This window comes from Stenotrophomonas indicatrix, assembly GCF_002750975.1.
Taxonomy (GTDB): domain Bacteria; phylum Pseudomonadota; class Gammaproteobacteria; order Xanthomonadales; family Xanthomonadaceae; genus Stenotrophomonas; species Stenotrophomonas indicatrix.
This window is the reverse complement of the sequence record NZ_PEJS01000001.1, coordinates 3,023,448-3,036,933: the sequence shown is the minus strand read 5'-3', so window position 1 is coordinate 3,036,933 and position 13,486 is coordinate 3,023,448. Positions and strand designations below refer to the sequence as shown.

12 protein-coding genes are annotated in these 13,486 nt (G+C 66.0%); 6 read left to right on the top strand and 6 right to left on the bottom strand.

All coding sequences use genetic code 11. From position 1 onward, the window contains the following. The first annotated feature begins 532 nt into the window (after window positions 1-532). Complete coding sequence (gene gcvT, locus CR918_RS14060; RefSeq protein ID WP_099843359.1) at window positions 533-1,645, top strand: glycine cleavage system aminomethyltransferase GcvT; 1,113 nt, start codon at window positions 533-535, stop codon at window positions 1,643-1,645. A gap of 94 nt (window positions 1,646-1,739) precedes the next feature. Then, the gene (gene gcvH / locus CR918_RS14055; protein ID WP_059064838.1) at window positions 1,740-2,135 is read left to right on the top strand and encodes a glycine cleavage system protein GcvH; all 396 of its coding nucleotides are present in this window, start codon (window positions 1,740-1,742) and stop codon (window positions 2,133-2,135) included. Between the two features lie 283 nt (window positions 2,136-2,418). Here the strand turns inward: gcvH and CR918_RS21065 are convergent, their stop codons facing one another. Continuing rightward, window positions 2,419-2,799, bottom strand: a complete 381-nt coding sequence (locus CR918_RS21065; RefSeq protein ID WP_133119689.1) for a hypothetical protein — start codon at window positions 2,797-2,799, stop codon at window positions 2,419-2,421. A 112-nt stretch (window positions 2,800-2,911) separates the two neighbouring features. On the opposite strand from CR918_RS21065, the gene CR918_RS14050 reads away from it, so the two are divergent. After that, a complete protein-coding gene (locus tag CR918_RS14050) occupies window positions 2,912-3,439 on the top strand; it encodes a hypothetical protein (RefSeq protein ID WP_025877789.1) in 528 nt (175 codons plus the stop codon). A 63-nt stretch (window positions 3,440-3,502) separates the two neighbouring features. Here the strand turns inward: CR918_RS14050 and CR918_RS14045 are convergent, their stop codons facing one another. Continuing rightward, complete coding sequence (locus CR918_RS14045) at window positions 3,503-4,423, bottom strand: LysR family transcriptional regulator (RefSeq protein ID WP_099843357.1); 921 nt, start codon at window positions 4,421-4,423, stop codon at window positions 3,503-3,505. 112 nt (window positions 4,424-4,535) lie between these two features. Between CR918_RS14045 and CR918_RS14040 the strand changes: the two genes are divergently transcribed. Further along, window positions 4,536-5,294, top strand: a complete 759-nt coding sequence (locus CR918_RS14040; protein ID WP_099843355.1) for an SDR family NAD(P)-dependent oxidoreductase — start codon at window positions 4,536-4,538, stop codon at window positions 5,292-5,294. A 108-nt stretch (window positions 5,295-5,402) separates the two neighbouring features. Here the strand turns inward: CR918_RS14040 and CR918_RS14035 are convergent, their stop codons facing one another. Then, entirely contained in the window at window positions 5,403-6,803 is a 1,401-nt protein-coding gene (locus tag CR918_RS14035; RefSeq protein ID WP_099843353.1) for a serine hydrolase domain-containing protein, read from the bottom strand. Window positions 6,804-7,090: 287 nt separating this feature from the next. Here CR918_RS14035 and CR918_RS14030 point away from each other — a divergent pair, with 287 nt between their 5' ends. Both CR918_RS14030 and CR918_RS14025 read left to right on the top strand, forming a co-directional pair. Further along, window positions 7,091-8,419: an NTP/NDP exchange transporter gene (locus CR918_RS14030; RefSeq protein WP_099843351.1), complete on the top strand. Its 1,329-nt coding sequence runs from the start codon at window positions 7,091-7,093 to the stop codon at window positions 8,417-8,419. A gap of 76 nt (window positions 8,420-8,495) precedes the next feature. Then, entirely contained in the window at window positions 8,496-8,846 is a 351-nt protein-coding gene (locus CR918_RS14025) for a DUF1304 domain-containing protein (protein WP_099843349.1), read from the top strand. A 578-nt stretch (window positions 8,847-9,424) separates the two neighbouring features. Here CR918_RS14025 and CR918_RS14020 read toward each other — a convergent pair. The 3 genes from CR918_RS14020 to CR918_RS14010 all read right to left on the bottom strand — a co-directional run bounded on the left by CR918_RS14020 (window position 9,425) and on the right by CR918_RS14010 (window position 13,356). Then, window positions 9,425-9,892 carry a hotdog fold domain-containing protein gene (locus CR918_RS14020; protein WP_025877801.1) on the bottom strand — a complete coding sequence of 156 codons (468 nt, stop codon included), beginning with the start codon at window positions 9,890-9,892 and terminating at the stop codon, window positions 9,425-9,427. Window positions 9,893-9,964: 72 nt separating this feature from the next. Beyond that, entirely contained in the window at window positions 9,965-12,442 is a 2,478-nt protein-coding gene (locus tag CR918_RS14015; RefSeq protein ID WP_025877803.1) for an acyl-CoA dehydrogenase, read from the bottom strand. Then, window positions 12,439-13,356 carry an alpha/beta fold hydrolase gene (locus CR918_RS14010; RefSeq protein WP_099843347.1) on the bottom strand — a complete coding sequence of 306 codons (918 nt, stop codon included), beginning with the start codon at window positions 13,354-13,356 and terminating at the stop codon, window positions 12,439-12,441. Before CR918_RS14010 ends, CR918_RS14015 begins: the two co-directional genes overlap by 4 nt. Window positions 13,357-13,486: the final 130 nt, after the last annotated feature.

Genomic DNA, 13,486 nt, shown 5'->3' with positions numbered 1-13,486 from the left:
TGTAGGCTTGGCCGCGGCATCCATGCCGCGGACACCCCTGCCCAGCCCACCCGCCCGACCCCCGACAGTTTCCGTGCGCGTCCAGACCACGGAAAAGAAATCAAAAGCGGGAAGCAAACGCCGGTCGCTGCGCTCTGTGTGCCCGGGGTCGGATCCCTTTCCGCAGGAAAGGCTCCGACCCTTCTCTCCATATATGTATCGACATCCACAACCGCTCTTGCCTTCCGTCCCGTCACCGGGAACTCCGGAAGGGAGGGGCAGCGTGGGCGCGCGGGGGTGTCCGCCGCATGGATGCGGCGGCCAAGCCCCCAGGGATGGGTTTACGGCGTCCCCCGCGTGCCCACGCTGCTCCGACCAAGCCGAGAGAACCCAGAGCCGACGCGCTTCGGCTTTGCGCTTTGCGCCCTGGCTTGTAGAAAGCGCCCGCCGGCCGCAGGCCGGCCAACATCCCCCCGCTGCGCTGCGGCGCGACCTGCGGCCGACCGATCTGGGATAATGCGCGTTCTTGTTTCCTCTGCTGCCGGACCCGGTCATGACCCAGAAGACGCTGCTCAACGATACCCACCGCGCCCTTGGCGCCAAGATGGTCGATTTCGGGGGTTGGGACATGCCCATCCACTACGGCTCGCAGCTGGACGAGCACCACCTGGTGCGTCGTGAGTCGGGCGTGTTCGACGTCAGCCACATGACCGTGGTCGACCTGCGCGGCGACCAGGTCAAGCCGTTCCTGCGCCGCCTGCTGGCCAACTCGGTCGACAAGCTCAAGGCCACCGGCAAGGCGTTGTACTCGTGCATGCTGAATCCGCAGGGCGGCGTCATCGACGACCTGATCGTCTATTACCTGGGCGAGGACTTCTTCCGCATGGTGGTCAACGCCTCCACCCGCGAGAAGGATCTGGCGTGGCTGCGCGAGCAGGCTGCGCCGTTCAACGTCTCGGTCGAACAGCGTCCGGACCTGGCGATCCTCGCCGTGCAGGGGCCGCAGGCGCGCGACATCGTCATCGGCCTGGCCCGCGAATCCGACCGTGAGTCGCTGGGCAAGCTCGGCCGTTTCGCCGCGCTGCAGGTGCAGTCCGACGACGGCGTTGAACTGTTCGTTGCCCGCACCGGCTACACCGGCGAAGACGGTTTCGAGATCCTGCTGCCGCAGGATGCCGTGGTCGCGTTCTGGAACCGCCTGCTTGCTGCCGGCGTGAAGCCGGCCGGTCTTGGCGCGCGCGATACCCTGCGCCTGGAAGCCGGCATGAATCTGTACGGCCAGGACATGGACGAAGCAATCAGCCCCTACGAAGCGGCGCTGGCCTGGACGGTGTCGCTGGACGAGGGCCGCGACTTCATCGGCCGCGACGTGCTGGAGGCGCAGAAGGCGGCTGGCAACGCACGTCAGATGATCGGCCTTGTGATGGATGAGAAGGGCGTGCTGCGCCATGGCCAGGCGGTCACCACTGCCGGCGGCCAGGGCGAGATCCTGTCCGGCACCTTCTCGCCGACCCTGGCCAAGGGCATCGCATTCGCACGCGTGCCGGGCGGTGAACTCGGCCAGGTCACCGTCGACATCCGCGGCCGTCAGGTGCCGGTGCGGGTGGTCAAGTTCCCGTTCGTGCGCGAAGGCCAGGCCCAGCCCGGCGTGCTTGGCGACGCCTGATCCAAACATGCCGGTCGTCACTGCCAGCAGTGGCGGCCGGTTGGTTACACTAGCCCCGTTTTTTCCACCCCCTGCATATCTCTGGAGCAGTCCCATGAGCGAGATCCCCGGCGACCTCAAGTTCCTCAAGTCCCATGAGTGGGCCCGTGTCGAAGGCAATGGCCGCGTGACCGTCGGTATTTCCGACCACGCCCAGGGCCTGCTGGGTGACCTGGTCTACGTCGAGCTGCCCGAAGTCGGCGCGACCGCCAAGGCCAACGAGCAGATCGCGGTCGTCGAGTCGGTGAAGGCCGCCTCCGACGTCTACAGCCCGATCAGCGGCACCATCGTCGAGGTCAACTCGGCACTGGCCGACAAGCCGGAAACCATCAACGAAGACGCCTACGGCGATGGCTGGATGTTCGTCGTCGAAGTGTCCAACAGCGACGAGCTCAACGAGCTGCTGGACCCGGACGCGTACGCCGAAGGCCTGGAAGACGACGAGCACTGAGTCGTCGTTTCCCCGGTACGAAAACGGCCACCCTCGGGTGGCCGTTTTCGTTTTGGAGGAGGCTTCGAACTTATGCCGGCCGGTTCGCCGCATGCCATCGCCATGGCATCAGTCGGTGTTGAGCGCGGGCAAAAGGCGTGCGCAGTTTTGCGCAAATCCGCGTTTCCACCCCCGCGGCGGCGCGCCCGGATGTGAAAAGTTTTTGGCCTTGTTGCAGGTCCGTTGTGCTGGCGTTGGCGCGTGCGTTGCCATGCATGGCCGCGCCGCCGCGTAGCGTTCCGCTTCAGGCCCCTACATGACGCAGAGTGCTTATTTCAAGTGTTTTTTCTTCGCTGTTCGTGCCCAGTTGATGGCAGCGACGATGCGCGATGCGGTGTTTGCCGGCGCTCGCGGAGGAACATCGGCAGGCGCGGGAAGGGCTTCCGGGACGCGGCGGATGTGAAAATTTTTCGCGGGGGTTGTTGACAGTAAAAAAAACCGTGATTAGGTTTCGCCTCAGCAGACCTTGCCTGCCAAACCGAGTGCGCAGAATCAATCGTCCGATGCGAAGCAGCCCCTCGAAGACCACCGCGATCCTCAAGACGGTGGACATGGCTCCGCTTCCCCCGGAGAAATGCAAGGCGACCCCTGTTCCGATGCCTGCTCCGCCGATCGTGGCGGGCATCACCGCATCCGTAACGGCGCGCCCGACGCGCCGGCGGTCCCCGCACGCAGCATGGGCGGGTTTGATCCACCTGGGCGTTTCAACTCCCTATCACTGACGAGGAGCCATCACCATGGCAACCAAGAAAGCTGCGAAGAAAAAGCCCGCCGCCAAGAAAGCGGTGAAGAAGGTCGCCAAGAAGGCCGCTGCCAAGAAGGCAGTGAAGAAGGTCGCGAAGAAGGCGACTGCCAAGAAGGCAGTGAAGAAGGCTGCCAAGAAGGTCGCCAAGAAGGCCACGGCGAAGAAGACAGTGAAGAAGGCGGCCAAGAAGGTAGCCAAGAAGTCCGCTGCCAAGAAGGCCGTAAAGAAGACCGCGAAGAAGGCCGTCAAGAAGGTAGCCAAGAAGGCCACCAAGAAGACTGCCAAGAAAGCCGCCAAGAAGACCACTGCCCGCAAGCCGGCCAAGAAGGTCGCCAAGAAGGCAGTGAAGAAGGCGACAAAGAAGACCGCCAAGAAGGCAGTGAAGAAGACTGCGAAGAAGGCGACCAAGAAGGCTGCCCCGAAGAAGGCTGCCAAGAAGGTTGCTAAGCGCAAGCCGGCCGCCCGCAAGAAGAAGGCCGCTCCGGTGGCCCTTCCGGCAACTCCGGCACCGCTGATCTAAGTACTTCCCGATAGCCGTACCCTGAGACCCCTTCCCCGACTGCCCAGCGGGGAGGGGGTTTTTTTATGGGCTGCCTGCGCCTGGCCAGCTGCGTTCACCCGGTGCGTCGCAGGGAAACCGCTCGACCAGGAAATCCACGAAGCTGCGCAGCCGGGTCGAGTGATAACGGTCGTGCGGATAGACCACGTGCATGGGACGACCGCGCCGGCCATGTTCCGGCAGCAACGGGACCAGGCCACCCGCATCGATGTCCGCTGCCAGCAGCAGGCTCGACTGCAGGATGATGCCCAGGCCCTGCAGCGCGGCCAGTCGCAACGCTTCGCCGTTGTTGATCTGCAACCGTCCCGAAGGCGGCGCTGGCAATGCCACTTCGTTGCCCAGCCAGTGCGACAGCGCAGCCGGATCCAGCGACAGGCATTGATGCTGCTGCAGCTCCTGCGCGTTGTGCGGCGTGCCATGCCGTGCGAGATAGGCCGGTGATGCACACAGGGTCAGCCGGTAGGGGCTGAGCGGGCGCGCCACCAGATGCGTGGCGTCGGCAAGCGTGCCGATGCGGATGGCGGCCTCGAATCCCTCATCGGCCAGTTCGACCACGCGATCGGTCAGGACCAGTTCGACACTGACCTCGGGGTAGCGGTCCATGTAGGTCGACAGTGCCGGCACCAGCGCATGCGTGCCGAAGATCACCGGTGCACTGATCCGCAGCGTGCCCGCCGGTGCCAGATGGTGATGCTGGGCCTGCGCATCGGTTTCCTCCACCAGGCGCAGGATCTCTTTGCAGCGGCCGTAGTAGGCCTCACCGAAAGCGGTCATGTGCTGCCGACGGGTCGTGCGGTTCAACAGCTGCATGCCCAGCCGTTCTTCCAGGGCGCGCAGGTGCTTGCCGGCCATCGTCGCGGAGATGTCCAGTGCCGATGCCGCGGCACTGAGGCTGCCCTTTTCCACGGCCAGCACATAGACCTGCATGCTCTCCAACAGGTTCATCTGACACCCCGGGTTCTGAATGTTGAAACCTCGCCGGAGTTTATCAATCGAGGGTGTTCAAAGAGCATGTCCGCACGGCCAGATGGGCCGGCAGAACCTGACAGGGCAACACATGAAATTGGATCTTGAAGGACGTACCGCGCTGGTCACCGGCGCAGGCAGTGGCATCGGCGCAGGTGTTGCGCGGGTACTGGCGACGCAGGGTGTGCGCGTGGCGATCACCGCGCGGCAGCAGGCGCCGTTGCAATCTGTGGCGGCCGCAATCGAGGCGGCGGGTGTACCGGTACCCGTCGTGTTGGTGGGCGATCTGACCGACGCCGACGATGTGCAGCGCATCGCCAGCGCTTCGCTGCAGGCGCTGCAGCACGTGGACATCCTGGTCAACGCGGCCGGTGGCGCACGGTTGGCCGGGGTGGCCGCAGCAGACGAGGTGTGGGACGAGGCGATGGCACTGAACTTCTCGGCGGCACGACGGCTGACGCAGGCGTTGCTGCCGTCGATGCGGGCCAATGGCTGGGGGCGTGTGATCAACCTCAGCGGGTCGATGGAGCCGCGTGCGGTGAATGCCGCGAGCCCGGCGAAGGCGGCGCTGCATCTGTGGAGCAAGGGGCTGTCCTGCGATGTGGCGGGCGAGGGCATCACCATCAACTCGATCGCGCCGGGGCGGATCAACAGCGCGCAGATCCTGGATCGGCTGCATCCCACGGAAGAGAGCCGGCGTGAGTTCATCGCCCGCAACATCCCGATGGGGCGTTTCGGCGAACCAGAGGAGGTCGCGCACCTGGTTGCGTTCCTGGCGTCGCCGTTGGCGGGGTACATCACCGGGGCGGTGATTCCGGTGGATGGCGGAATGCACTACTTCGCCCACTAACCTCCGGCACGAACGGCAAGGGCTTGGCGTCACGTGGAAGACGCGCAAGCGCATACGAAAAAGGGCGACCCGAGGGCCGCCCTTCTGCTTAACGTCGAGCTCGCCAGCTCAGCGCGGCGAGGCCACCGCGCGGTTGCCCGAGGCACCCTTGCCCTTGCGCTTGTCCTGCTGTGCCGGGGTGGCGCCCTCGGCCATCAGGTTGTCGCTGCCGAAGTCGGTGTCCACGTCCAGCCAACGCTGCGACGGCAGGCCGAGGGCTGCGTCGAGCACGGTCGGCAGCAGACCGCTGGGCAGGCCGCTTTCACCGTTCCACATGATGGCGATGCCGAGGTCGCGCTCGGGCACCAGTGCAACAAGGCCGCGGTAGCCCTGCACCGCGCCGGCATGGAACACGACATCGTGACCTGCGTAGTCGAAGGTGCGCCAGCCCAGCGCGTAGCCGGCCGAGTGCAGGCGTTCGCGGCGCCAGCCCGAACGCATCTCGCCCGGTGTGTTGATCAGGCTGGAGTGCAGCGTGGCCAGCAGCGGCGCCGGCAGCACGTCCGGACGGTGGCCGGTATGGGCCAGCAACCACTGCGCCATGTCACTGGCGCTGGCGTTGACGCCGGCAGCAGGGGCGACGCGGTAATAGGTCGGCTTCGGCGTCAGCGATACCCAGCCATTGCGGCTGCGCACGTGCGGGCGCGCCCAGCGCGAGCTGGCCTGGATGCCGGCCAGGCCGAGGCTGGCATCGTTCATGCCCAGCGGCTTGAAGATGCGGCGTTCGACCGACTGCTCGTAGAAGCTGCCGGAGGCCGCATACACGACGTCGCCGATCAGGCTGAAGGCCACGTTCTGGTAGGCGTAGCAGTCGCCCGGCAGGCACTTCAGGCTGGTGTTGGCCAGCTTCTGGGTCAGCGCGTAGTACTCGGCATTGCCTTCGATGTCGCGGTCATAGGCGTTGTACGGCAGGCCGACGCGGTGGCTGAGTACATCGGCCACGGTCAGGCGGTCGGTGGCCTCCGGCGAGTTCAGGCGGAAGCCCGGCACGTAGTCGGTGACCTTGCTGTCCCAGCGCAGGGTGCCATCGTTGACCAGCAGGCCGGCCATGGTGCCGGCGAAGGCCTTGGACAGCGACGCCAGACGGAACACGGTGTGGGCGTCGACCGGCAACGGGTTGTTGACGTCGGTGACGCCGTAGCCGCGCGCGCTGAGCACGCGGCCGCCCTGCACGATAGCCACTGCCATGCCGGGCACGCGCTCGCCATAGGTGAGCTGCTGCGCCATCGATTCGATGTTGGCGACGTTGAAACCGGCAGCGGGCAACTGCACCTGCGGCACCAGCCCGGTGCGGTAGGCCGCAGGCTGGGTGTGAGCGACGGCGCCACCGGTGGCGGTTTCGATGTTGGTCGGCATCGGCGGCAACGCCGGCGGGGTCTGCGCGGTGGTGGACAAGGCAAGGGGCATCAACATGCCCAGCAAACCGGTGGCCGCCGAACGGATCGGACGACGCAGGCTGTTCTTTTTCATCGGTTGGAACCCGTGCGCGACTGCTGGGGATGATTCTAGCGCCGCTTTTCGCCTGTGCACAAACAAAGCGAAGATGAATGCGCATCTCGTTGAAAAAGTTGGATTTTTGACGCCAGAAAAGCGTGTATCACAAGGTGTCCGCCGGGCCAGTCCGTGACACTGCGTTGCAGCCATCGGCGCCGCCTGCGCTGGCGATGTTGCAGTGCATTGGATAACGTACGCGCTTCACTGCCCCCGGAGCCTGCCATGCCGCTGTCCAACCGCCGTTTGCGGGCGAGGGGAGCCGCGTGAGCGCGGCGCGGGAGAGCGGGGCACTGAAGGGCCTGCTGGCCGCGCTGCGCGAGTCGCCGGCGCTGTGGTGGTCGTTCCTGTACTTCTTCTGCCTGCTCAGCGGCTACTACGTGCTGCGGCCGGTACGCGAGGCGATGGCCGCTTCGGCCGACCTGGAGACGGTGTTCCCGGCGGCGTTGATCGCCTGGTTCGCCAGCCATGGCATCGCCCTGAAGGACTTCGTCCTGCAGTTCCTGTTCTCCTGCGTATTCGTGATCATGCTGGTGCTGCAGCCGGTCTATGGCTGGCTGGTCAGCCGCTTCCCGCGGCGGGTGTTCCTGCCGGCGGTGTACGGCTTCTTCATCGCCACCCTGCTGGGCTTCTACGCACTGTTCGACAGCGGCGTACCCGGGCGGGGCATGGCGTTCTTCTTCTGGATCACCGTGTTCAACCTGTTTGCGGTCGCGGTGTTCTGGAGCTTCATGGCCGATGTGTTCTCCAATGCGCAGGCGCGGGCCTACTACGGCTACATCGGTGCGGCCGGCACTGTTGGCGCCTTCCTCGGCCCGATCATCACCAGTGCGCTGGTGCAGCGGGTGGGCATCGCCAACCTGATGCTGGTTTCGGCCGGCTTCCTGGTCGTATGCCTGTTGTGCATCTGGCGCCTGCGCCACTGGGCGGTGCTGCGCGAGCGTGAGCAGCAGTTGGTGTCGGGTGAGCAGCCGATGGGCGGCAGCGTGCTCGATGGCCTGAAGCTGATCGTGCGCGAGCCCCTGCTGCGCTGGCTGGCGATCATGGTGGTGTTCGGCGTGGGTGTCGGCACCTTGCTGTACAACCAGCAGGCCAGCATCGTACGTGCCTCGTTCAACGATGCAGGCGCTGCCACCGCCTTCTTCTCGCGCATCGACCTGGCGGTGAACGCGCTGGCGCTGTTGATGCAGCTCGGGCTGACCCGCTGGTTGCTGTCGCGCCACGGCATCGCCCCGGCGTTGCTGATTCCCGGTTTTGCGATCCTGATCGGCTTCTCGGTGCTGGCCGCATCGCCGATGCCGCTGATGGTGGCGGTGGTGCAGGTGATGACCCGCGCCAGCGAGTTCGCCCTGGCCAAGCCGGCCCGCGAAACCATCTACACCCGCGTGGACCGGCAGTGGCGCTACAAGGCCGGCGCAGCGATCGACACGGTGGTGTACCGCGGCGCCGACCTGACCTTCGCCTGGCTGCACAAGGGGCTGTCGCTGTTCGGTTCGCACGTGGTGTTCGTCGGTGGCGTGGTCGTCGCCGGCTTGATGACCCTGGCGGCGTTCGGTGTGCTGCGCGAAGAGAAGAAGCTGCCGCGCGACCGTTGATTTTCCGGGGTCGGATCCCTTTCCCACAGGGTAAGGGATCCGACCCCATTCTCCATCCCTGTCCAAGGAACTGCCCATGTACTGGATCGCGCTCGCCCTGACCCTGCTGGTCGCTCTGCTGCACGTTTATTTCCTGGTGCTGGAGATGTTCCTGTGGACCCGGCCGCTGGGCCTGAAGACGTTCCGCAATTCACCGGAGAAGGCGGAGACCACGCGCGTGCTGGCGGCCAACCAGGGCCTGTACAACGGCTTCCTGGCGGCGGGCATCGTGGTGGGGCTGGTGCTGGCGCAGCCGGTGCTGGTGACGTTCTCGCTGATGTGCGTGGTGGTGGCGGGGTGCTATGGCGCCTACAGCGTGAGCCGACGCATCTTCATGATCCAGGCGGTGCCGGCGATCCTGGCGTTGGTGTTTCGCGCACTGGCGTGATTTCCGGCCAACGGCACAGCCCCTCGTGGGTTGGTCGCGTAGAGCTGTCATGGGGTTGGTCGGGCGGGTTGGGTTCGCGGGGGACGCCGCAAGTACCCCTCCGGGGCCCGGCCCAGCCGCTGGCGGCTGTGCGTTCGGTCGCTCGCGAAGCAATGCTTCGCAAGCAAAGCGCCCTCACCCCTGTAGGCTCGTTGGCGCCATCCATGGCGCCAACGCCCCTGCACCGCCCACCCGCCCGACCCCTGACAGGTTCCGTGCGCGGCCAGCCCACGGAGAAGAAAAGAAGATCAAGAGCAACAGCAGGTCGCTGCGCTCGTGGGTTCTGTGCGCATGAAAAAAGCGGCCGCCGGGCCGCTTTTTTGCTTTTGCTCTTCTTTTTCTCTTGCGTGGGTGGACGCCGCAGAGATCTGTCAGAGGCCGGAGGGGTGGGATGCGCAGGGGCGTAAGCGCCATGGATGGCGCGCCCGAGCCTACAGGGACGTATTCACGGCGTCCCCTGGGCATCCCACCCCTCCGGCCCAACCGATGAACCGCTTTTCAGCATCCACCCACGAGGGGCTGCGCCGTTCGCGGCAACATCACTTCGCCGGCGACACCCACATGTCGATGACCGCGCTGAACACCTCCGTTCCCGCGCGGTCGCGCACACTCACCGTCACCGGCAACGCATAGCCTTCGGTCGCCACCACGATCGGCTGCGCCGGCAATGCCGTCGCCTGCAGCGTGCCGCGCGCCTTGGCCAGGTACTGCACCTGCATGCCCTTCGGGATCCAGCGCATGCCCTTGGGCAGCGACGCATCGACCATCAGCCCGGCGGTCAGTTCGGCCAGGTTGCACATTGCGATCGCGTGCACCGTGCCGATGTGGTTGCGCACCTTGCGGCGGTCGGCCAGCGTGCCCTCGCAGCGGCCGTTCTCCAGGCGCGTGATGCGCGGGGCGATGCTGGCGAAATAGGGCGCCTTGAAGCACACCGCGCGCGAGAACAGCCAGGTACCGGCAGGCCAGCGCTGCAGGCGGTGGTAGAGCGAAAGCAGGGGCGTGGACATGGCGGTTTCCGGTCGGCGGACAAAGCGACGGCGGGCCAGGCCCGCCGTCGAGGCAACGCGTGTCGCGGGCGATCAGGCCGCCTGCGAGTGCGGGTCCTTGTTCTGGCGGTCGTAGTAGCTGGCCGCACGCAGTTCGTGGGTGTCGAAGTCATCCACGGTGATGGTGTCCAGGGTCAGCGTACGCAGCTCTTCCAGCAGGCTGCGCTCGTCCTGGGTGATCACGCCTTCGGCCACGGCCTCGTCGAGCTGGCTGTTGAAGTCCAGCGCCTCGATGCCCTTGCTCTTCAGCGCCTTCAGGAACTTGCGCTCCACCGGCTCGGCCATGATCGCCTTGCTCAGGTAGCTGTTGATGCGGCCACCCGGGTTGTTCTCGCACGGGGTCAGGAACACGCCGCTGGCGAGGCGGTCGCGGGCTTCGTTCGGGGCCATCAGCAGCGCAGCCACGCGACGGCTCAGGCGGTCGCCCGGGGCCTCGGCACGACGGCCCAGCGGGAAGATCAGTGCCCACATCAACCAGCCGATCGGACGGATCGGGAAGTTGCGCAGGGCAGCCGACAGCGATTCCTCGATCTTGTGCACGCTGTCATGGAAGGCCCAGGCCAGCAGCGGCTGGTCCGCCTGCGGCGCGCCTTCGTCGTGGTAACGCTTGAGCATGGCGCTGGTCATGTAGACATGGCTCAGCACGTCGCCCAGGCGGCCGGACAGCGATTCCTTGAACTTCAGCTTGCCGCCGAGCGTCATCATCGAGATGTCGGCCATCAGCGCCAGGTTGGCCGAGTAACGGTCCAGCTTGCGGAAGTAGCGGCGGGTGTAGGCGTCGCCCGGGGCAGCGCCGAAGCGTGCGCCGGTCAGGCCGAACCAGAACGAACGAACGGCGTTGGAGATGCCGTAGCGGATGTGGCCGAACAGGCTGCGGTCGAAGTCCTGCAGGCCCGCACGGGTGTCGGGGTCCTGCGCGGCCTTCATTTCCTTCAGCACCCACGGGTGGCAGAGGATCGCACCCTGGCCGAAGATCAGCAGGCTGCGGGTCATGATGTTGGCGCCTTCCACCGTGATGGCGATCGGCGCGGCCTGCCAGCTGCGGCCGGCGAAGTTGCGCGGCCCCAGGATGATGCCCTTGCCGCCGATCACGTCCATCATGTCCGAGATGACTTCGCGGCTCATGTTGGTGCAGTGGTACTTGGCGATCGCCGACGGCACCGACGGCACGTCACCGCGGTCCACAGCAGCGGCGGTGGCCTGCGACAGCGCGCTGATCTTGTACGCCTTGCCACCGATGCGGGCCAGCGCTTCTTCCACGCCTTCGAAGCGGCCGACCGACAGGCCGAACTGCTTGCGGATGCGCGCATAGGCGCCGGTGACTGCGGCACCGGCCTTGGCACCGCCGCTGGCGGTGGAAGGCAGGGTGATCGAACGACCCACGGCCAGGCACTCGTTGAGCATGTTCCAGCCCTTGCCGGCCATCGCAGCGCCACCGATCAGCTGGGTCAGCGGAATGAACACGTCCTTGCCGCGGATCGGGCCGTTCTGGAACGTCGAGTTCAGCGGGAAGTGGCGACGGCCGATCTCGACGCCGGCGGTCTCGCGCGGCAGCAGGCCCAGGGTGATGCCGATGTCGCGGGTCTGGCCGATCAGGCCATCCGGATCGTACATGCGGAAGGCGAGGCCGATCAGCGAGGCGACCGGCGCCAGGGTGATGTAGCGCTTGTCGAAGGTCAGCTTGACGCCGAGCACCTGCTCGCCGTTCCACTCGCCCTTGCAGACGATGCCATAGTCGGGAATCGAGGTCGCGTCGGAGCCGGCGAACGGACCGGTCAGGCCGAAGCAGGGCACTTCACGGCCATCGGCCAGACGCGGCAGGTACTGGTCCTTCTGTTCCTGGGTGCCGTAATGCACCAGCAGTTCACCCGGGCCCAGCGAGTTGGGCACGCCGACGGTCGAACTGACCACCGAAGACACCGAGGCCAGCTTCTGGATCACCTTGTGGTGGGCCAGCGCGGAGAAGCCCAGGCCGCCGTATTCCTTCGGAATGATCATGCCGAAGAACTTGTTCTTCTTGATGAAGGCCCACAGTTCCGGCGGCAGGTCGGCATGGACGTGGGTGATTTCCCAGTCGTTGACCATCGTGCACAGCTGTTCGACCGGGCCATCGAGGAAGGCCTGTTCTTCAGCGGTCAGCTGCGGCTTGGGGTAGTTCAGCAGGATGTTCCAGTCCGGATCACCGGTGAACAGTTCGCCTTCGAAGCCGACCGAGCCGGTTTCAAGGGCGATGCGCTCGGTCTGCGACAGCGGCGGCAGCACCTTGCGGAACACCTTCATCATCGGGCCGGTCAGCAGCGGCTTGCGGATGAACGGCAGCAGCAGCGGCACGACGATCACGGCCAGTATCGCGGCAGCGACGATCGTGGCGGTCTGGTTGACGTAGGGGATGAACCAGCAGGCCACCAGCAGGGCCACGCTGATCAGCGTCCAGGTCAGCAGGCGCATGCGGTGGTAGGCGACGAACGCGCCTGCCAGCAGCAGGGCGAGGAAGGGAATGACGAGGCTCATGAGCGTGCTCCGGTGACGTGCTCGTTTATGGCGGACGAAGCTGCAGCATCCGCTGCGGGCAACACGTCCAGATAGTCCAACACAGTAGCGGTAAAGGCGTCGTTGTCATCACCGGCGACCATGTGCGTGGCCTGCGGCAACTGTACGTGGCGCGCGTGTGGCGCCAATGCCAGGAATTCGGCCACCGTCTGCGGGGTGACCAGATCGCTGCGGCCACCGCTGACCAGCAGCAGGGGGCACTTCACCTGGCGCGCGGCTTCGGCCAGTGCGTCTTGGTGCTGCTCGCTGTCACGGGCCAGTTCGGCCACCAGGCGCGGGTCCCAGTGCCAGCGCCAGCGACCGTGGCCATCTTCGCGCAGCAGGGCGCGCAGCGAGTCTTCGGACTTGCGCGGGCGATGCGGCACATAGGCCGAAATCACATCGGCAGCCTGCGACAGCGAGGCGAATCCTTCCGGATGCGCGGTCATGAAGGCAAGGATGCGCTCGACGCCAGCGGTATCCCAGCGCGGGGTGATATCCACCAGCACCATGGCCGAGAACAGGCCTGGCCAGCGTGATTCGGCCAGCAGGCCGAACAGGCCGCCCATCGAGGCAGCCACCAGCACCGGCGGTCGCGGTTGTTCGCCGGCCAGCACGATCAGGTCATCGGCGAACTGCTCACCGTGGTACGCCAGATCGGCCGCATTCCAGTCGGAATCGCCGTGACCCCGGGCGTCGTAAGCCAGGGTCTGCAGGCCGGCAGCCGACAATGCCTTGGCCGTCGTCGTCCAGGCATGGCGGGTCTGGCCAAATCCATGCGCGAACAATACGCGCCCGCGACGGCCGGAGGTGCTGGCGGTTGCCGCCAGCGAGGCACCGTGGGCCGCCTCCAGGCGCAGGTCATGGAATGCAGCGGGAGTAGGGGACGTAACCATACTCGCTAGTATGGATGGGTTCGGCGGGATGTCAATACTGCAGGGTATGGTTTGCTGCGGAAATGCCTCTCGGCCCGGCTGCCGACGGTTTCGGCCGCAACCGCGTACTGCAACGAACCCCGGCGTATGG

Bases quoted from the DNA above. Each gene is read 5' to 3' on its own strand.
- gcvT (WP_099843359.1), top strand. From the start codon at position 533: ATGACCCAGAAGACGCTGCTCAACGATACCCACCGCGCCCTTGGCGCC.
- gcvH (WP_059064838.1), top strand. From the start codon at position 1,740: ATGAGCGAGATCCCCGGCGACCTCAAGTTCCTCAAGTCCCATGAGTGG.
- CR918_RS21065 (WP_133119689.1), bottom strand. From the start codon at position 2,799: ATGCCCGCCACGATCGGCGGAGCAGGCATCGGAACAGGGGTCGCCTTG.
- CR918_RS14050 (WP_025877789.1), top strand. From the start codon at position 2,912: ATGGCAACCAAGAAAGCTGCGAAGAAAAAGCCCGCCGCCAAGAAAGCG.
- CR918_RS14045 (WP_099843357.1), bottom strand. From the start codon at position 4,423: ATGAACCTGTTGGAGAGCATGCAGGTCTATGTGCTGGCCGTGGAAAAG.
- CR918_RS14040 (WP_099843355.1), top strand. From the start codon at position 4,536: ATGAAATTGGATCTTGAAGGACGTACCGCGCTGGTCACCGGCGCAGGC.
- CR918_RS14035 (WP_099843353.1), bottom strand. From the start codon at position 6,803: ATGAAAAAGAACAGCCTGCGTCGTCCGATCCGTTCGGCGGCCACCGGT.
- CR918_RS14025 (WP_099843349.1), top strand. From the start codon at position 8,496: ATGTACTGGATCGCGCTCGCCCTGACCCTGCTGGTCGCTCTGCTGCAC.
- CR918_RS14020 (WP_025877801.1), bottom strand. From the start codon at position 9,892: ATGTCCACGCCCCTGCTTTCGCTCTACCACCGCCTGCAGCGCTGGCCT.
- CR918_RS14015 (WP_025877803.1), bottom strand. From the start codon at position 12,442: ATGAGCCTCGTCATTCCCTTCCTCGCCCTGCTGCTGGCAGGCGCGTTC.
- CR918_RS14010 (WP_099843347.1), bottom strand. From the start codon at position 13,356: ATGGTTACGTCCCCTACTCCCGCTGCATTCCATGACCTGCGCCTGGAG.